This window comes from Myxococcus qinghaiensis, from assembly GCF_024198215.1.
Lineage (GTDB): Bacteria > Myxococcota > Myxococcia > Myxococcales > Myxococcaceae > Myxococcus > Myxococcus qinghaiensis.
The window spans coordinates 187899-205688 of sequence record NZ_JAKCFA010000023.1; the positions used below are offsets into that span (position 1 = coordinate 187899).

The 17790-nt window shown below is 69.9% G+C and carries 15 protein-coding genes and 1 pseudogene; 7 read left to right on the forward strand and 9 right to left on the reverse strand.

Going from position 1 to position 17790, the window contains the following annotated elements; translation table 11 throughout:
* Positions 1-119 precede the first annotated feature (119 nt).
* The gene (locus LZ199_RS35175; RefSeq protein WP_253998148.1) at positions 120-2912 is read left to right on the forward strand and encodes a beta-propeller fold lactonase family protein; all 2793 of its coding nucleotides are present in this window, start codon (positions 120-122) and stop codon (positions 2910-2912) included.
* 60 nt (positions 2913-2972) lie between these two features.
* Positions 2973-3371, forward strand: coding sequence for a DoxX family protein (locus LZ199_RS35180; RefSeq protein ID WP_253998149.1), 399 nt, complete (start codon positions 2973-2975; stop codon positions 3369-3371).
* Positions 3372-3436: 65 nt separating this feature from the next.
* Here LZ199_RS35180 and LZ199_RS35185 read toward each other — a convergent pair whose 3' ends face one another.
* The 3 genes from LZ199_RS35185 to LZ199_RS35195 form a co-directional block, all read right to left on the reverse strand.
* Entirely contained in the window at positions 3437-3976 is a 540-nt protein-coding gene (locus LZ199_RS35185) for a hypothetical protein (RefSeq protein WP_253998150.1), read from the reverse strand.
* Positions 3977-4030: 54 nt separating this feature from the next.
* Complete coding sequence (locus LZ199_RS35190) at positions 4031-4801, reverse strand: SDR family NAD(P)-dependent oxidoreductase (RefSeq protein ID WP_253998151.1); 771 nt, start codon at positions 4799-4801, stop codon at positions 4031-4033.
* A 247-nt stretch (positions 4802-5048) separates the two neighbouring features.
* A complete protein-coding gene (locus tag LZ199_RS35195) occupies positions 5049-6017 on the reverse strand; it encodes an alpha/beta hydrolase family protein (RefSeq protein ID WP_253998152.1) in 969 nt (322 codons plus the stop codon).
* Positions 6018-6134: 117 nt separating this feature from the next.
* On the opposite strand from LZ199_RS35195, the gene LZ199_RS35200 reads away from it, so the two are divergent.
* Positions 6135-7037: a LysR family transcriptional regulator gene (locus LZ199_RS35200; protein ID WP_253998153.1), complete on the forward strand. Its 903-nt coding sequence runs from the start codon at positions 6135-6137 to the stop codon at positions 7035-7037.
* Positions 7038-7052: 15 nt separating this feature from the next.
* On the opposite strand, the gene LZ199_RS35205 is transcribed toward LZ199_RS35200, so the two are convergent.
* Together LZ199_RS35205 and LZ199_RS35210 are read right to left on the reverse strand one after the other, a co-directional pair.
* Positions 7053-7904, reverse strand: coding sequence for an SDR family NAD(P)-dependent oxidoreductase (locus tag LZ199_RS35205; RefSeq protein WP_253998154.1), 852 nt, complete (start codon positions 7902-7904; stop codon positions 7053-7055).
* Positions 7897-8319, reverse strand: coding sequence for a hypothetical protein (locus tag LZ199_RS35210; RefSeq protein WP_253998155.1), 423 nt, complete (start codon positions 8317-8319; stop codon positions 7897-7899). Before LZ199_RS35210 ends, LZ199_RS35205 begins: the two co-directional genes overlap by 8 nt.
* Positions 8320-8638: 319 nt before the next feature.
* Between LZ199_RS35210 and LZ199_RS35215 the strand changes: the two genes are divergently transcribed.
* The gene (locus tag LZ199_RS35215) at positions 8639-9670 is read left to right on the forward strand and encodes an alpha/beta fold hydrolase (protein ID WP_253998156.1); all 1032 of its coding nucleotides are present in this window, start codon (positions 8639-8641) and stop codon (positions 9668-9670) included.
* 54 nt (positions 9671-9724) lie between these two features.
* On the opposite strand, the gene LZ199_RS35220 is transcribed toward LZ199_RS35215, so the two are convergent.
* The 3 genes from LZ199_RS35220 to LZ199_RS35230 form a co-directional block, all read right to left on the reverse strand.
* Positions 9725-11314, reverse strand: a complete 1590-nt coding sequence (locus tag LZ199_RS35220; protein ID WP_253998157.1) for a glucose-6-phosphate isomerase — start codon at positions 11312-11314, stop codon at positions 9725-9727.
* Positions 11315-11494: 180 nt separating this feature from the next.
* The gene (locus tag LZ199_RS35225) at positions 11495-12394 is read right to left on the reverse strand and encodes a sterol desaturase family protein (RefSeq protein ID WP_253998158.1); all 900 of its coding nucleotides are present in this window, start codon (positions 12392-12394) and stop codon (positions 11495-11497) included.
* Between the two features lie 21 nt (positions 12395-12415).
* Positions 12416-13084, reverse strand: coding sequence for a TetR/AcrR family transcriptional regulator (locus LZ199_RS35230; protein ID WP_253998159.1), 669 nt, complete (start codon positions 13082-13084; stop codon positions 12416-12418).
* Positions 13085-13515: 431 nt separating this feature from the next.
* Here LZ199_RS35230 and LZ199_RS46320 point away from each other — a divergent pair.
* A pseudogene (locus LZ199_RS46320) lies at positions 13516-13881 on the forward strand (M23 family metallopeptidase); the annotation flags it as partial.
* Between the two features lie 183 nt (positions 13882-14064).
* On the opposite strand, the gene LZ199_RS35240 reads toward LZ199_RS46320, so the two are convergent.
* On the reverse strand, positions 14065-15762 hold the full coding sequence (locus tag LZ199_RS35240; protein ID WP_253998160.1) for a GTPase: 1698 nt from the start codon (positions 15760-15762) through the stop codon (positions 14065-14067).
* Positions 15763-15889: 127 nt separating this feature from the next.
* Between LZ199_RS35240 and LZ199_RS35245 the strand changes: the two genes are divergently transcribed.
* A complete protein-coding gene (locus LZ199_RS35245; RefSeq protein WP_253998161.1) occupies positions 15890-16786 on the forward strand; it encodes a dimethylarginine dimethylaminohydrolase family protein in 897 nt (298 codons plus the stop codon).
* Positions 16779-17570 carry a hypothetical protein gene (locus LZ199_RS35250; RefSeq protein ID WP_253998162.1) on the forward strand — a complete coding sequence of 264 codons (792 nt, stop codon included), beginning with the start codon at positions 16779-16781 and terminating at the stop codon, positions 17568-17570. Before LZ199_RS35245 ends, LZ199_RS35250 begins: the two co-directional genes overlap by 8 nt.
* Positions 17571-17790 lie beyond the last annotated feature (220 nt).

The following is a 17790-nucleotide window of genomic DNA, read 5'->3' on the forward strand; positions in this document are numbered from 1 at the left end:
CGCCCCGCATGGGTGGATGTAGGAACTTGATTTTCTGCACGCAAGGAGTTGCATCCGTCGCGTTGATACATGCAAGACAGTGAGAAGCACCGCTTCTTCCTGACGTGGAGGTCGCCGATATGGGTGTCGTCCGACGCGCGGTCTTGCTGCTGTGCTTCACCTCGCTCCTGCTCCCCGGGATGTCTCACGCCGGTGAATCGTTCGTGAACTGGGAGGACCCTCATGTCCACCCGCTGGACCTGACTCCTGACGGCAATTTGCTGCTGGCGGTGAACACCGCCGACAACCGGCTGATGGTGTTCGACGTGACGTCGCGACGCGGGCTGGAGCTGGTGGCCTCCATCCCCGTGGGCCTGGACCCCGTGTCGGTGCGGGCTCGGAGCAACACCGAGGCGTGGGTGGTGAACCACATCTCCGACAGCGTGAGCATCGTCGACCTGCGACGCGGCACCGTGACGGCCACCATCCATACGGATGACGAACCCGCGGATGTCGTCTTCGCGGGCCGCCCGGAGCGCGCCTTCATCACCTGCTCCCAGGTCAACCGCGTGCTGGTGGTGGACCCGCGCCGCCCGGATGCCACACCTCAGCGCATCACCCTGAAGGGCGAGGACCCGCGCGCGCTCGCGGTGAGCCCCGACGGCCGCTTCGTCTACGCGGCCATCTTCGAGTCCGGCAACGGCAGCACCATCCTCGGCGGCGGCTCGCTGATTCCGGATGCCTACCCACCCAACGCCGTGAGCGACACGCGCGGGCCCTATGGCGGCATCAACCCGCCGCCCAACGCGGGCTCCTCCTTCTTCCCGGCGCTCAATCCGGCCAACCCGCCGCCTCCGCCCGTGGGCCTCATCGTGCGCAAGAACACGCGAGGCCAGTGGCTGGACGACAACCGCGCGGACTGGACGGCCCTGGTGAGCGGCTCGAATGCCGCCGCCTCCGGTCGCCTCACGGGCTGGGACCTGCCGGACCGCGACCTGGCCATCATCGACACGGCGTCACTCGACGTCAGCTACGCCACGCGGCTGATGAACGCGAACATGGCGCTGGCCGTGCATCCCTCCGGCTCCGTCACGGTGGTGGGCACCGACGCGCGCAACGAGGTGCGCTTCGAGCCGAACGTCAACGGGCGCTTCCTTCGTGTGCTGATGGCGGTGGTGGACCCGCGCCGGCCTTCGTCGTCCTTGGTGCATGACCTCAACCCGCACCTGAACTACGCCACGCCGACGGTGCCGCAGTCCGTGCGGAACCTGTCGGTGGGAGACCCGCGCGGCATCGCCTGGAACTCGCGCGGCACGCGGGCCTTCGTGACGGGCATGGGCTCCAACAACGTGGTGGCGGTGGGCCTGGGCGGCGCGCGGCTGGCGCAGGCGGAGGTGGGCGAGGGGCCCACGGGCATCGTCCTCGACGACTCGCGTGACAGGCTCTACGTGCTCAACCGCTTCGGCGCGAGCATCTCCGTGTTGAGCACGGACCGCCTCAAGGAACTCTCGCGGGTGGCGTTCTTCGACCCGACGCCCGAGTCCCTCAAGGCGGGCCGCAAGCACCTCTACGACACGCACAAGACGTCGGGCCTGGGCCACGTGGCCTGTGCGTCGTGCCACATCGACGGGCGCATGGATCGGCTGGCGTGGGACTTGGGTGACCCGACGGGCGCGGTGAAGTCCCTGGCCGGGCAGAACCTGGGCATGGGCCTTCCGCTGCCGCCCTTCGAGGCGTGGCACCCGATGAAGGGCCCCATGACGACGCAGACGCTCCAGGATATCATTGGCAAGGAGCCGCTGCACTGGCGCGGAGACCGCGCGAGCCTGGAGGAGTTCAACCCCGCCTTCGAGGGCCTCCAGGGTGACGATGCCCAGCTCACGACGCGGGAGATGAAGGAGCTGCGCTCGTTCCTCGCGACGCTGACCTTCCCGCCCAACCCGTTCCGCAACCTGGACAACTCGCTGCCCCGGAACCTGCCCTTGCCGGGCCACTACACGACGGGCCGCTTCGCGCCCGCGGGCCAGCCGCTGCCCAATGGTGACGCGACGCGGGGCATGGCGATATTTCGTCCGCCGCGCCTGCTCGCGCAGGGCCTCTTCGCGTGCAATACGTGCCACACCTTCCCGTCGGGCCTCGCCGTCGACATGCAGTGGACCGGCGCCATGTGGATGCCCATGCCGAAGGGCGCCATGGGTGAGTCTCACCACGCGCTCGTCTCCACCGACGGCAGCACCAACGTCACGCTCAAGGTGCCGCAGCTGCGCAACGTCTACGAGAAGGTGGGCATGGAGCTGACGCAGAAGGAGAGTCTCGCGGGCTTCGCCTTCATCCATGACGGCAGCGTGGACTCGCTGGCGCGCTTCATCACCGAGCCGACCTTCAACCCGGAGAGCGACCAGGAGGTGGCGGACCTCGTCGCGCTGCTGCTGTCCTTCTCTGGCTCGGAGCTGCCGCGCGGCTCGGCCACGGACATGTTCTTGCCGCCGGGGCCTGACAGCAAGGACTCGCACGCGGCGGTGGGGCAGCAGGTGACGCTGACGACGGCCACGCCCTCCGAGTTCGCCCGGGTGTTGCAGTTCATGTCCCTGGCGGAGCAGGGCAAGGTGGGCCTGGTGGTGAAGGGGCGCCGCTCTGGCGAGGCGCGCGGCTTCACCTACCTGGGCGGCGGGGTGTTCCAGTCGGACCGGGCCTCGGAGAAGGTGGGTGCCTTCCTGCTGCTGGCGGGGGCACGGCCTGGCTCGGAGCTGACATACACCGTGGTGCCCGCGGGCTCCGAGCGACGCATCGGCGTGGACCAGGACCAGGACGGCATGTTGGACCGGGACGAGCTGGACCGGGGTCGCAGGCCGGACCTGGCGAATGATGGCCGACGGCTCGTCGAGGGTGAGGGGGCGGGTCAGAGTGGCCCGCTTGCGACCGCGGATTTGTAACCCGTATCGTCTCACGTGGGGGGCTGCTCGTCAGCCCATACGGTCCTTGGAGGCGTGAGCATGAAACTGAAAGTCGCGTATTGGGTTGTCACCGGGCTGGTATCACTGTCGGCCGCGGGCTCCGCCTTCCTGTATCTGACCGCTGCGCCGAACATGGTCGCGGCGTTCGAGCACCTGGGCTACCCGGACTACTTCCGGACCATGCTCGGCGTCGCGAAGCTGCTGGGCGTGGTGGCGCTGTGGGCCCCCTTGCCCCGCACGTTGCGCGAGTGGGCCTATGCGGGCTTCGCCATCGACTTCGTGGCGGCGGCCGTGTCGCACATCGCGATGGGAGATCCGCTGGGCACCGCTGTCGCGCCCATCGTCGTCCTGACGCTGCTGCTCACCTCGCACCAGCTCTGGCACCGCGTGTCGGCTGGCGTGGAGTCCTCGCCCGTCGCTCACCCCGCGGGGGCCTGAAGTCTCTCGGGCGGACAGCTCCGGAGTCAGCGCGCTCCGGAGCCGTCCCTCGAGCGACGTGGCGCTCAGGGCGTCGTGGGCCAGATGAGGCGAGGCTCTTCGTCACCCTTCGCCACGAGCACGCTGACGTCATCGACGAGGTCCTCGGAGTCGAGGGCCTGGAGCACGGTGCGGACGGCGGCCTCGGCGTGCATCACCTGGCAGTGGACGCGCAGGTGGCCGTCGCGCAGCTCGCCGCCCTCCACCTCGCCGTTGCCTGTCCAGCCGAGCGCGTCGGTGAGCAGCTCCTCGACGGCGACGCGCTTCTCCACGTCGTGGCCGGTGCCCTTGCCCTCGATGGGGTACTGGACGATGAGCGTGGCCATGGCGTCGGGCTCGGGCTCGTCGTAGTCCTGTTCGATGAGCGGACCGGCGGCGTCGGCGATGGCGAAGTCGGGGTCTTCTTCCGGAGGGAGGGGCATGTCCTTCTGTTCGCCCACTTCGCCCACGGTGCCCCAGTGCGTGGTGAGCACGCCCTCATGCACCCAGACCTCCCAGTAACGGAGGCTGTCGCCTTCCTTCTTGTAGAGCTTCAGCAAGTCAAACCCCAGGGGAGGGCCCTCCATAGCATGGCGTCCGGCTGGCGCCAGCCCGTGGAGGAGCCCGGGCCCGGGGGCCGTTCAGAAGGCGCGGCCCTGTCCGCCGTCCACGGGGAGGGTGGCCCCCGTCACCCAGCGGGCGCGCTCCGAGCAGAGGAAGGCCACCACGTCCGCCACCTCCTCGGGCGAGCCGAAGCGACCCCAGGGCAGCTCGTCCTTCACCATCTTCGCCACCTTGTCCGGGTCTGCCTTCTGGCGTTTGTCCCAGCTGCCCCCGGGGAAGAGGATGGAGCCGGGCGCCACACCGTTGACGCGGATGCGGTGGCGCGCGAGGTCCACGGCCATCTCCTTGGTCAGCGCGGTGATGCCCGCCTTCGCGGTGGTGTAGGGCGCGCTGGCGGCGTACTCGCGGCCGTAGATGGAGTTGATGTGGATGATGGTGCCGCCGCCGTTGGCGCGCATGACCTCCACGGCCCGCTGGCTGCACCACACGGCGGACATCAGGTTGCGGTCCATCACCGCGCTCCACTGCTCCACCGTGGCCGCGTCGAAAGAGCCCGCGCCGCCGCTGCCGCCCACGTTGTTCACCAGGATGTCGAGCGTCCCGAACGCGCGCACCGCCGCATCCACCGCCGCCACGGCTCCGGCCTGCGTGGCCACGTCCGCGACGACGGTGGCCACGTCCGCGCCCGCCGCGCGCAGCTCCTTCGCCGCGGTCTCCAATGCCTCCGCGCCCCGCGCGCTGAGACACACCCGCGCACCCTCACGGGCCAGCGCCGCCACCGTGGCCCGTCCGATGCCCCGGCTGCTGCCGGTGACGAGGGCCGCCTTGCCTCTGAGCTCCAGTTCCATGGCGCCGGTTCTACTTCAGGTCACCCGGGAGGAAACGCGGTCCGCGAGCGACCTGACGCCTGTTTCACACGACGACTCCCGCGCCGCGCGAGAGGGGAGTGTCATGTGGCGTGCAAGGCCGGATGACACTCCTCGCGAGGGGTGCACGGAGGGCCGGAGTCGTGCGGCTTCCTCGCGTGCGTTGACGCCGCGCCTCCTTCCGTCATGCGTTGGCGCGGAGCGAGCCGAGGGGCTCGACGGACGTGGGCTATCGAGGGTTGACGGGGCGCGGGGTGAGCGCCTGGGTGGCGAGCCACTCGACGGCGTCTTCCCACAGCGTGTCGCGGAAGCTCTCGCGGAAGAAGCCGAAGTGGCCGATGGGCTGGCCCACCTGCTTCGGTGTCACCCGACGGTGCTCCACCAGCGCGTCCGCGTAGAACGACAGCAGGTGCTCCACGGAGGCCTTCGAGGCGATGGGGTCGTCCGCGAAGCTGTAGGCGCGCAGGGGCAGGTACAGGGACGCGAAGGCCTCGCGGCGAGGCTCACCTCCCTCGCTGAGCAGGTAGTCCGGAGACAGGCACCAGCGCGCCCACTGCTCGGCCACGCCCGCGGGCAGGTCCTCCGCTGTTCCCGCCCAGCCCGGCAGCTTGCCGAAGGCCCGAGTCAGCACCGGCGTCAGCACGCGCCAGTTGAGCGCCATGCGCAGCCGCTGGGGGAACAGCTTGTAGTAGCCGGAGCCCGTCGCCACGTTCAGCAGTGCGGACACTTCGCGCGCGTTCTCCGCCAGCCCGAGCAGCTGGCCGCCCACGCTGTGGCCCACCATCAGCAAGCGGCGGCCCGGGAAGCGCTCGCGCATCGTGGCGATGGCGCCCGCGAGGTCCTGGCTCCCCCAGTCTTCCATGCGCGCGCTGAAGCCCTGGAAGGAGTCCGGGCGCGAGCCGCCGATGCCTCGGTAGTCGAAGGTGACGGTGGGGAAGCCCCGGCGCGCGAGGAAGGACGCGAAGCGCGAGTAGTACCGCTGCTTCGCTCCCGTGGCCCCGCCCACCAGCACCACCGCGCCGACCTCCGCGCCTTCGTGCGGGAAGAGGGTGGCGGACAGCGTGTAGCCGTCCTGGGCCTTGAGTCGGAACGGGACGCCCGGGCTCGAGGCCTGGGTGACCGCCGTCAGTCTGTCCTCCTGGGGGAGGCTCCGCACCGAGGGGACTGTGTCTTGCTCCAGCGCCGTCGCATGAGACATGGAAATCGCGTTCTCCTGTCGTTCGCGCGGGGCCGCCAGGCGTGCCGCCGCTTCCAGGTTCGGAGATAGCGCTGGAAGTGCTGCGAGAATGCAGGGCTTTGCTGCACCATTGCAGGCATGGATCTGCGATGGGACGACCTGCGCTACCTCCTCTCCGTGGCACGCCAGGGCTCGCTCGCCGGGGCGGCCCGTGAGCTGCGGGTGGATGCGACCACGGTGGGCCGGAGACTGTCGGCGCTGGAGAAGGCGCTGGGCACGCGGCTGGTGCTGCGAGGCTCGCGGACGCTGGGGCTCACGGAGGAGGCAGAGGCGGTGGTGGCGCGAGCGCGGGAGATGGAGGACTCTCTCCGGCTGCTCCATGACTCCGTCTCCAATGAGGCGAAGGCGGAGGGCACTGTCCGCCTCGCGGCCACGGAGTATCTGGCCCAGGCCCTGCTCGCCGCGCAGCTGGGAGAGCTGCACACGCGCCACCCCGGGCTGAACCTGGAACTGGTGGTGGGCACGGACGTGGTGGACCTCCAGCGAGGCGACGCGGACCTGGCGCTGCGGTTGACGCCGCCCCGAGGCGATGCGCTGGTGGTGCGCAAGGTGGGCGAGATTGCCTTCGCCATGTACGCGTCACGCGGATACCTGCGCCGCCGCGGCGCTCCTCGGCCCGGAGACTTCCGTGAGCACACGGTGCTCGTCTACCGCACGGCCCTCACGTCCGGAGAGGAGTCGGAGGTGCTCAAGCGGCTGACGTCGGGCGGGCGGCGACTGCTGCAGAGCAACAGCACCTCGGTGCTGCGAGAAGCGGCGGCGGCGAATCTGGGGGTCGCGTTGCTTCCGTGTCTCTCGGGAGAGAGAGACCCCCGGTTGACGCGCGTGGGCGCGGGAGTCCTGGCGAAGCGGCCCTTGTGGCTGACGTTTCACAAGGACTTGCAGAGCAGCCCCCGTGTGCGCGCGGTTTCGGACTGGGTGGCGGAGCTGTGTCGACGCGAGAAGGCGGGGCTCGCGGGGACTGAGGCGGCGTCGCGGTGAGTCACCCCGCGGGTTTCAGCGCGAGTCCGACTCCTTGAAGCGAGTGTTGCGCAGGTAGTCGTCGCGGCGTCCGTCGAGGACGGCTCTCACCTGCGCCGGGGAGTCCTCTCCCAGCAGGAGGCGCAAGGGTCCCTTGTCGCGATGGACATGTTCGACGAGCTCCCGAGCGCCGATGGCGGGCGAGGCGCCGGCGTCCTGGGCCTGCTGGCTCATGTCCCAAGGGAAGCGGCGGACGCCGAACAGTGACTCGCGCAGTCCGTCATACGCGGGAAGCGGAGCCGCGAAGCGCATGCTGCCCCAGCTCCAATCCGTGGCGAAGGAGCCGGGCTCGACGATGGTGACGCGGATGCCGAAGGGCGCCACCTCCATGGCCAGGGCCTCGCTGAAGCCCTCGAGCGCCCATTTGCTGGCGTTGTACGCACCGAAGGTCGCCATGCTGCCGACACCGCCCACGCTGGAGATTTGCACGATGTGTCCGGAGCCTCGTGCGCGCAGGTGGGGCAGCACCGCCTGCGTCACCCACAAGGCGCCGAAGAGGTTGGTCTCCAACTGCGCGCGGACGTCGGCCTCGGTGAGCTCCTCGATGGCGCCGACCAGTCCATAACCCGCGTTGTTCACCACGACGTCGAGCTGTCCGAAGGCCGCGATGCCGCGCTCGATGCCAGCGTGCACGGCGCTCCGGTCGACCACATCCAGGGGCAGGGCGACACAGCGCCCCGGATGCCGGGCTACCAGCTCCTCGAGCCGCGCCGGCTCTCGCGCCGTGGCGACGACGCGATCTCCCGCCGCGAGCGCGGCCTCCGTGAAGGCACGCCCCAGCCCGCGGCTCGCTCCTGTGATGAGCCAGACCTTGGTCGTCTCAGACATCGATGGGCCTCTTTTCAGTGGGTTGGGGGAGTGGTCGCGAGACGAATCGTCTCGTGAAGAGGTAGGCTGGAGCGGTCGAGGTGTCAAGACGAGACGGGTCGTCTCGACTCGGCGTGTGCCCGCCGTGGAGCGCTGCCCACCTCGCGGCGGCGGTGAGCTGCTGCTCCGCGAGGTGTCGAAGCGCCTCGACGTGCGCCGAGGGCGGGAGCACCGACCGCGCGAAGTACCTGCGAGGCGCGCCGCGAGGGGGATTGCCCACCAGCTCCTCGAACGCGGCCTCGTCGAAGCGGGAGATGACGCAGCGGTCTCTGCCCGCGTGCTCGTGCGGGATTTCGTACTGCTGCCCAGGGCTGACGAGCATCGCGAAGCCGGTGGTGAGCAGCCGGGGCCCTTGCTCGCTCCGGAAGCCGAACACGCCCGAGCGCACCAGCGAGATGGAGGTGTGGGTGAACTGCTCGGGCTCGACGGGAGCGCCCTTTGCCGTGGGTCAGTGGTACGCGAAGACGCGCACCCGTCGGGCATGTGCCACTTCGCGCCGTGGCGGGGTGGGCGGCACGGAAGGGCCCGTCGACCGGCTCATGCCGTCAGCCCAGGTCGAAGTCCCGCCTGCCGGTCCAGGACAACCGCGCGAGGGCCCCTTGAGCAATTTTCGCCAAGTGGCCCGGAGGAGCGTCTCGCTACAACGCCCGCCGTGACATCCGCTGCCCCCAACCCTTCAGGAAACGACTTTGGGAATGGACTCCAAGCACTCCGCACCGAGCCAGCACCCTTCCGTGACGCACCAGCTGCGGCGCAGGGGGTTCCTCGTCTTCGCCACGGGAGCGCTGGCCGCCAGCGCGCTCCCTGGCTGCATGTCCCGGGCGAGCAGCGGCACCTCCTCGCCAGAGGGCGGCGCCCTGGATGCGGCGGCCTATCACTCCTCCCGGCGCTATCTCGACAGTCGCTTCGGGCGCATTGCCTACGTCGAGCGTGGCAAGGGCGAGGCCGCGCTGTTCCTGCACGGCTTCCCGCTGAACAGCTTCCAGTGGCGCGGCGCCATTGAACGGTTGTCCCCCTACCGCCGCTGCGTCGCCCCCGACTTCATGGGCCTGGGCTACACCGAGGTTGCCGAGGGACAGAGCTACGCGCCCGCGGCCCAGGTGGACATGCTCGTCGAGCTGCTCGACAGGCTCGCCATCAAGTCCGTCGACGTCATCGCGAATGACAGCGGCGGTGCCATCGCGCAGCTCCTCGTCACCCGACATCCCGAGCGCGTGCGGACGCTGCTGCTGACGAACTGCGATGTGGAGAGCGAGTGTCCGCCCGCCGCCGTGCTGCCGGTCATCGAGATGGCGCGGAAGGGCGCGTACGTGGACGCGTGGCTGGCGCCGTGGCTCGCGGACAAGGCCCTCGCGCGCTCGGAGAAGGGCTTCGGGGGCATATGCTACTCCAATCCCTCCCAGCCCACGGACGAGGCGATTGAGTACTACTTCGCGCCCCTGGTGCGCTCGCCGCGCGGCAAGGCGCAGGCCCACGCGTACACGCTGGCTTTGGAGGACAACGCGTTGGCGGGAATCGGCCCGGCGCTCCAGCAGTGCACCGTGCCCACGCGCATCCTCTGGGGAACGGGCGACACCCTCTTCTCCCAGTCGAGCGCCGACCATCTCGACCAGGCGTTCGGAGTCTCGCGAGGCGTGCGGCGCGTGCCCGGCGCGAAGCTCTTCTTCCCCGAAGAGTACCCCGACCTCATCGCCGAGGAGGCGCGTCGCCTCTGGGGCATCGGCTGATTCGACACGCGAGAGCCCGGCGCTGAACACCACGCCGGGCCGTCGCGGTGCGGCTCACTTCACCTGGAAGCGGGCCTCCGAGGGACTCGCGCCACCCGAGCGCTGCACGCCGCGCCCCGGGTTGGCCGCCAGGTGCTCCAGCACCTTGAACACCGTCTCCACCTCGTCGGGCTGGCCGATGTCGTTGGCGAGCTGCTCGGCCGTGCGCGCCGAGGCACGCGCATCCAGGAGCCGCGCGGTGAGCTTCTTCTGGAGGTCCAGCACGCTCGTGGCCGCCTTCTTGCCCGCCTCCACGCCCGGCTGGTGGTACGCGTTGATGTGCACCAGGCTCGCGTACAGGCCCACCGCGCGCTCATAGAGGGCAATCAGCGCGCCCACCGTGCGCGGGCTCACATCCGGGACGGTGAGGGTGAGGGACTCGCGGCCCTTCTCGAACAGCGCGCGGCGCGTGCCCAGCAGGAAGCCGAGCAGGTAGTCCCCGCTGGTGATTCCACGCTCCACCTCCATGGACTCGCCGTCGCGGTCCTTCAGCACCTCGATGAAGGTGGCGAAGAAGTTCGGCACGCCCTCGCGCAGCTGCTGCACGTATGCGTGCTGGTCCGTGGAGCCCTTGTTCCCGTAGACGGCGATGCCCTGGTTGACCACCTTGCCGTCCAGGTCCTTCTCCTTGCCCAGCGACTCCATGACGAGCTGCTGGAGGTAGCGCGACATCAGGAGCAGGCGGTCCTTGTACGGCAGGATGACCATGTCCTTCAGTCCCTTGCCGTCGCCCGCGTGGAACCACATCAGCGCGAGCAGCGCCGCCGGGTTCTTCACCGCGTCCCGCTGCCGCGTCGCCACGTCCATCTCCCGGGCGCCCGCCAGCATCGCGTCGATGTCCAGGCCCTGGAGCCGCGCGGGCAACAGGCCCACCGCCGACATCACCGAAGTGCGTCCGCCAACCCAGTCCCACATCGGGAAGGTGCGCAGCCAGCCCTGCTTCTTCGCGTGCGCGTCCAGCTCGCTGCCCGCGCCCGTGATGGCCACCGCGTGCTTGCTGAAGCCAAGCCCCTGCTCCACATAGGCGCGCTCGGCCTCCAGCATGCCGTTGCGCGTCTCCTTCGTGCCGCCGGACTTGCTGATGACCACCGTCAGCGTCTCGGCCAGCCGGGCCCCGAGCTGTCCCAACGCGCGGTCCATTCCATCCGGGTCCGTGTTGTCGAAGAAGGACACCGTCAGCTTGTCGTCCCGCGACGTCAGCGCGTCCGCCACCAGCTGCGGGCCCAGCGCCGACCCGCCGATGCCCACCAATAGCAGATGGGTGAAGCGCGACGCCTTCTGCGGCTTCAGCTTCCCCTCGTGTATGTCGCGCGCGAAGGCGTGCACGGCGGCCACCGTGTCGGTGATGTCCTTGGCCAGCGCCGGCTCCGGGGCCAGCTCGGGCGCGCGCAGCCAGTAGTGGCCCACGCGGCGGTTCTCATCCGGGTTGGCGATGGCGCCCTTCTCCAGCGCCTCCATCTGGGAGAAGGCCTCCTCCAGGCGCGGCTGCATCCGCTCCAGGAAGTCCGCGGCGAAGCCCATGCGCGAGACGTCGAGGGAGAACCCCAGCGACGGGACGACGCTCAGATACCGCTGGTACCGCTCCCACAGCTCACGCTCGGTCATGACTCGTCCTCCTCCTTGGGGGGGCTCGCGCGAAAAAACAGGCGGCTGGCTTAGCGCCTCCGCGCACGTGAGGGAAGCCGAACACGCGCGCGACGCGAGGACTCGACACCCGGGGAGGGCGCAGTGCTCAACACCTCCCACTCCCGAGGGAGTCAGGGGCACCCCTGGCGGGACTCCACCTCAGGCCGAGGGGCGCACCGGCTCCACCGTCGGAGGGTTCGCGGGCGGCGAGCTCTCTTCGTCCGGCTTCCATGCGGGATTGCGGAAGACGTAGCTCAGCCGCTGCTTCAAGGAGCCCGGCTTCATGGCGTCCTTGGCGATGGCGAAGAACTCGTGGAACGCGATGCGAAACGGGTTGTATGTCTGGAGGTTCTTCGTCAGGCCGTAGACGGGCTTCTCACCCTCGGGTTCGAAGGTGCCGAACAGCCGGTCCCAGATGATGAGGATGCCCGCGTAGTTCTTGTCGAGGTAGCGCGGGTTGGACGCGTGGTGCACGCGGTGGTGCGACGGCGTGTTGAGCACCCACTCCAGCGGACGCGGCAGTCGGTGGATGGCCTCGGTGTGAATCCAGTACTGGTAGAGCAGGCTCACCGACTGCTGGACGACAATCATCACCGGGGAGAAGCCGAGCAGCGCCAGCGGCGCCCAGAACACCCAGCCCGTGGGGTTGGTCCACGTCTGCCGCAGCGCCGTGGTGAGGTTGTAGTGCTGGCTGGAGTGGTGCACCACGTGCGACGCCCAGAAGAAGCGGCTCTCGTGGTGGACGCGATGGAACCAGTAGTAGCAGAGGTCCTCCGCGAAGAAGAGCGCCACCCAGGCGAGGATGCCGGTGCCCACGCGCAGCGGCGTCAGGTTGTAGAGGGCCAGGTAGCCGGCGAAGGCCACGCCCTTCCACACGATGTTGATGAACACGTTGCCCAGGCCCATGGAGAGGCTGGCGGCCGAGTCCTTCAACGCGTGCCCCGCCACCTCGCGGCCCTCATCGCGCAGCTTCTTCACCCACAGGGCTTCGGCCACCACCGTCAGGATGAAGACGGGGATGGCGGGAGTGATGAGGTCGGGAATGTGTACGGCGTCCATGGGACACCTCCTTCGTGAGGCTCAGGAGCGGTGGCGTTGGCGCGGGCGACGAGTCGAAGGTGAAGAGAATGCACCGCGCATGAAGCGGGTGAGGGCATCGAGCATGCGGCGGTGGGCCGGGTCATCCGGCCTCGCGCTGCCTCCGACGGCCGCGCCCTGCACGGCGTCCAGCGCCAGCTCCACCACGGAGTCGAACTCCGGGTAGGCGGTCGCCGCCTCGGGGAACAGCTCACGCGCCACCCGGTGCAGGTTCTCCCGGTGGGGCCCATCCACCGCGGCCAGCGCCACCTGGAGCCCTGTGTCCGTGCGCGCGGCCACATACAGCTCGATGGCGGCTTGAAGCTCCGGCCGCTGGTACGCGGCCCACAACATGTCCACCGCGGAGGCGATGCGGTCCTTGCTCGACGGCCGCGCGCCGACTCCCGCCAGGTAGTCCTGGATGATGCGCGGGAAGAGGTGCTCCACCGCCGCGGCGAGCAGCTCCTCCTTCGTGTCGAAGTGCGTGAAGAGCGCGCCCTGTGACACGCCCGCCCGCTTCGCGACCTCCACCGTCGTCAGGCGCGCGTGCCCCAGGTCCACCAGCGTGTCGATGGTGGCGTCCAGCAGCTTGCGGCGCGTCGTCTCGCGGCGCTCCTGCTGCGTGCGGCGGGGAGGGCGGGGTGGCCCTTCAATGGGGGTCTTCACGGCCATCTGATGAACAGCATAACGCCGATGTTAGTGAGTGACCAGTCACTATGTTGCGGCTGCTGGTGAGCGGGGGTGATTCACGGTGCCACCCTTGGAGGCACAGGTGAGACACGAGAGCCACTCCATCTTCGCAAGGCCCGCCTGGGCATTTTCGCGCCGGGCCGTCGAGCGGGCGAGGAGACAGGGCCCCGTTCGCTGAAGGCGACTCGCTCCCTCGACAGCGAGGGCTCCAAGCCCCACGGTCGAGCGGACGGGCCATGGGGCCCCTGGTGATAGGCCTTGAGACCGCGAGATAATTGCGCAGGGAAATACCTCAGCCACTTGTCTCCGTTGTCCGCCGGCCCGATATGAACCTTTCCTCCGCTCTCCTTGTCGGCTCCCTCCTGGCCACGGCGCCAGCGGCTACCAACTCGATTGCCTCTCCTCTGGGCGACATGCCCGAGGTCGGCGTCCCGTTCGCGTGTGGACGCATCCACACGGTGAGCCAGGGGCACGACACGGGCAGTCACCAACACAACGACACGTATGCGTGGGACTTCCGGATGCCGGAGGGCACGCCCATCGTCGCCGCGCGTGAAGGTGTGGTGCGGCTGGCGCGTGGCGACAGCACGAAGGGCGGGTGTGACGAGAAGTTCGCGCCCTACGCCAACTACGTCGTCCTCTCGCATGGGGACGGGCTGGAGACGCAGTACCTGCACTTCAACGCCGTGGTGGTGAAGCCCGGCGAGCGCGTGAAGGAGGGGCAGCTCATCGGCTTCTCCGGCTCCACGGGCTGGGCGTGCGGCGCGCACCTGCACTTCAAGGTGGCGCGTGAGGTGGGCAAGGGGTGGAACAACCCGTCCGTGCCCGCGCGCATCGCTGGCTATGGGGACCCGGTGCGCGAGACGCGCGTGGCCGCGCCCATCTGCCGTGACTCCGGTCGTGACACGCTCATGGCCGCTTCGGAGGGCGCGCACACGCCGGGTCAGCCGGTGGTGTCCATGTCACCGGAGCGCGAGGATGCGCCGCGCGGCCTCCCGCCCGGGGCGAAGGCCATCATCGACGGCCTCTCCCAGCCGCCCGCCCAGGGTGGCCAGGGCCTCGACGAAGCGCGTGCGCCCGCCGGCGCCCGCACGGCGAGCGGCCCCAGCGAGACTCGCTGAGGCCAGCATCGCGCCTGCTCCCGCGAGCAGCGTGAAGAGGGCTCCCGCGTTGACGAAGTAGTCCAGCGGCAACAGGGGGCCCTCCACGTAGGCACGCACCACGCGGTAGCCCACGTGTCCCAGCAGCACGAGCAGCGGCAGGTTGATGAGTGGCAGCACCAGCCAGCGCGCGGTGCGCCACCACCCCGCGACTGCTTCCGCCACGCCCGTCGTCGCCGTGTAGCGCCACGCGGCGGCCCGTGCCGCGCGCACCTCCTCCAGCATCGTCTCCACGTCCGGCACGCCGAGCACCGAAGGCTCCAGGCCTCCGGCGCGCGCGATGCTGCGGGCTTCCGCCAACGCGGTGCGCGCGGCGGACTCCACGCCGAAGTCGTCCTCGAAGGGCTCAATCACCGCGCTCTCCGCGGCGCGCGCGCGGGTGTGTCCCCGCACCGCGTCCACCACCGTGGAGGCCGCCGCCACCGCGAGTCCCGCGGGCAGGCTGCGTCGTCCCACCAGCGCCGCCGCGCCCAGGCCGCTCGCGCCCCACACGGAGAAGCGAAGGCCCCACGCGGCCGGGCCCCAGAAGCGGCCTCCCGCCTGTCGTCGCACCTCCGCCGCCAGGTGGCCGTGTGCGAGTCGGAGCCGCGCGTCGAAGTCCTCGCGCAGACCGTCGGACGCCTTCGCCAGTCCGGAGTCCAGGGCGGTGCGGGTGCGCGCGAGCAGTGCGTCCGTCTCGTCGAGCGCGGCCTTCACGCGCGTGGACACCTCGTCGAGCGCGCCCATGGCGTTGCCACGGCGCACGCGCGCGGCGATGGCCTGGGTGGCGAGTCCTCGCAGGTGGAAGAGGAGCGGGCCGAACTCGCCGGACACGTCGCGGCCTTCCTTCGCGGCCAGCGCGCTGATGGCGAAGACGGGCACGTCCTGGGCGGGGAGGCCGAACTGCTCGGCGGCGACGCGGCGCACCTGGGCCTTGAGCGTCTCGCGAGACTCGGGAGACAGCTCGTCCGCGAAGTTGAGGATGAAGACGAGCGCGCGGCGGCGGGCGAACTCCGCGAGGAACTCCACCTGGGTGGCCTCGGCCACGCTGCCCCGGTGCATGACGACGAGCGCCACGTCCGCGCGCTCCAGTGCCGCGCGGGCGACGTCGCGATGGGTGGTGGCCACGCTGTTGAGGTCGGGGGTGTCGATGAACACCTGTCCGCCCCAGAGGGCCTGGGGGCCGGGCACGTACCGCGCCACGCGGGCGCCCGTCTGCGCGAGGGTGTCCGCCGCTGCACCCTCGGGGGCGAAGACGGTGGCGGCGGTGCTGGTGGGACGGTCAACGCCTTCACGGGAGAGGGACTGTCCGGCCAGGGCGTTGAGGAGGGTGGACTTTCCCGCGCCGGTGGCGCCCACGAGCGCGACAGCGAGCGGAGCGTCCCTGCTCGCGACGCCGCGCGCGTAGTCGTCCACCAGGCGCTCCAAACGCGCCGCATGCGGCTGGAGCGGTGGCAGTTCCAGGGCGGTCTTCAAGAGAGACCGCAGGGCATCGGGTTCAGGGAGGCTCGTCTCGTCCACGTGAGGGGCAGCCTGTCCCGGCGTCGCGTCGAGGGCCAGCGCGAATGTGACGAGGCGTGCGCCAGCGTTCAATGGAGGGACGTGCGGTGGCGGTCCTCCGTGGGGGAAGGGTAGAAGCGGAGGGGTCATGGAACTCTTCCTCATGTCGCCCCCGGGGCGAGGCTGGGCGCTGCGCGGGCGGAACAACTTCCGCAGTCGCGAGGCGGGGCAGGTGGATGCGCGCAAGGCCCGGCGCGAGTGGCTGGCGTTGGCGCGGGCCATCGAGGCGCGGGGCGGCACGGTGGTGGCGCTGTCGTCGCCGTCGGAGCTGCTGACGGGCATGCCGTACGCGGCGGAGTGCGGCCAGGTGGTGGCGCGCGAGGGCGCGGCGCCGTGGCTCGTGTTGCCTCGGATGATGAGCGCGCACCGTCAGGCGGAGAAGGAGCACTGGGCCGCGTTGGCGCGGCGCATGGGGTTCGAGGTGGTGGAGCCGGACGTGGGCATCTGGGAGGCCCATGGCGACGTGGCGCACTTCGACGGAGCCACACTGGTGTTCTGGGGTGGACGCACGACGTTGGACGGGCTGGAGGCGGCGTCGCGTTGGCTTCCGGGCGAAGTGGTGCGCGTACAGGTCCGCGAGCCCGCGTTTCACGGCAACATGGCGCTGCTGCCGTTGCCGGCCGTGGACCGCATGCTGGTGTGTCCGGAGGTCATCGCCGATGAGTCGTATGCGCGGCTGCGCGAGCGCTTCGGGGAAGAGCGATTGCTCACGGTGACGGAGGACGAGATTCGTCGCTATGCCACCAACGGGTTGCCGGTGGGCAGGGACTTGCTTGCGCCCTCCGTGGTGCCGGAGGCGGTGAAGGCGCGGGTGGAGGCGCTGGGGATGGGTGTGGTGTCGCTCGACATGAGCGAGCTGTGTGAGAAGGGCGGTGGCTCTTCTCGCTGCCTCGTGTCGCGCGCGTGGGTGGAGGACGGCGCGGTGCGGATTCCGGACGAGGCGAGGTTGTCAGCCGTGGCGAAGGACATCGAAGCCGATGGGTGACACCGAAGCACTGGCGAGGCAGGCCGAGGCGTTCTTCTCCGCGCATCCGGGCGTGTCGCTCATGGCGCTGGGGGCGGGAGAGCACGCGGAGGCGATGGACCTGTCGCCGCTGGGGTTGCCGGCGACGTATCTGCCTGCAGAGCGGAATCTGGAGTTGGCGAAGCAATACCTGGCGCTGAACCAGTTCGCCTTCAGGGGGATTGGTGTGCCGCGTTGGGTGCTGTCGGACCTGTACCTGATGCCGGGAGCGATTGGGTTGCTGCGCTGTCCCGCGCGGATGTTGAAGCCGGAGCTGCGCGCGCATCTGGGGCTCGCGGACGAGGAGCCGGCCATCGGCGCGGCGTATTACGCGGCGCCGTCGATGACGTCGGGGCTGTTCATCGGGGTGTCTCTGCTGAGCTTCCTGCCGGGGACGGGCGCGGGGGCCTGGGTGAAGACGCTGACCCTGTGCATGCTGCGAGCGACGCGGCTGCGCGGCGTGGCGCAGTGGGACAATCCGAGTGTGCGGGTCCACGCGCGACTGGGGCCCTTGCGATTGATGGGGCGTGTTCCTGGAGGACATGAGTACGGCGAGCGGACCTTCGTCTACGAGACGGACCTGACCGACGGCGCGCGCGTGGCGGAGGCGATGGCGCGTCGACTGTCGTTGGAGCCCACGCGGCGCATCGCCGTCACGGACCAGCCGGCGCTGAGCGCTCTGCTGGACCGCGCGGAAGCGGGCGAAGCGCTGTACCTCGTTCCTCCTGGTGTCCAGGAGGGTTACGTGCTGGTTCGTGAGGGCTGATTCGTGACCTTGGGGGGAGGTTGGAATACCAGGTCGGTCGCCGTCCCATGTCACCCCGTAACGGTACGCTTCGAAGCCTTCAGTGTAGGAACGGTAACCGTTCAGGGGTGGTGTTGAGGCCGTCGTCGCGGTGTGCAACCCGTGGCGGATGCAAACGAAACCCACTGCGACGCTGGAATCGAAGATTGAACGACTGGTCCACGAGCACCTGGTGGAGCAG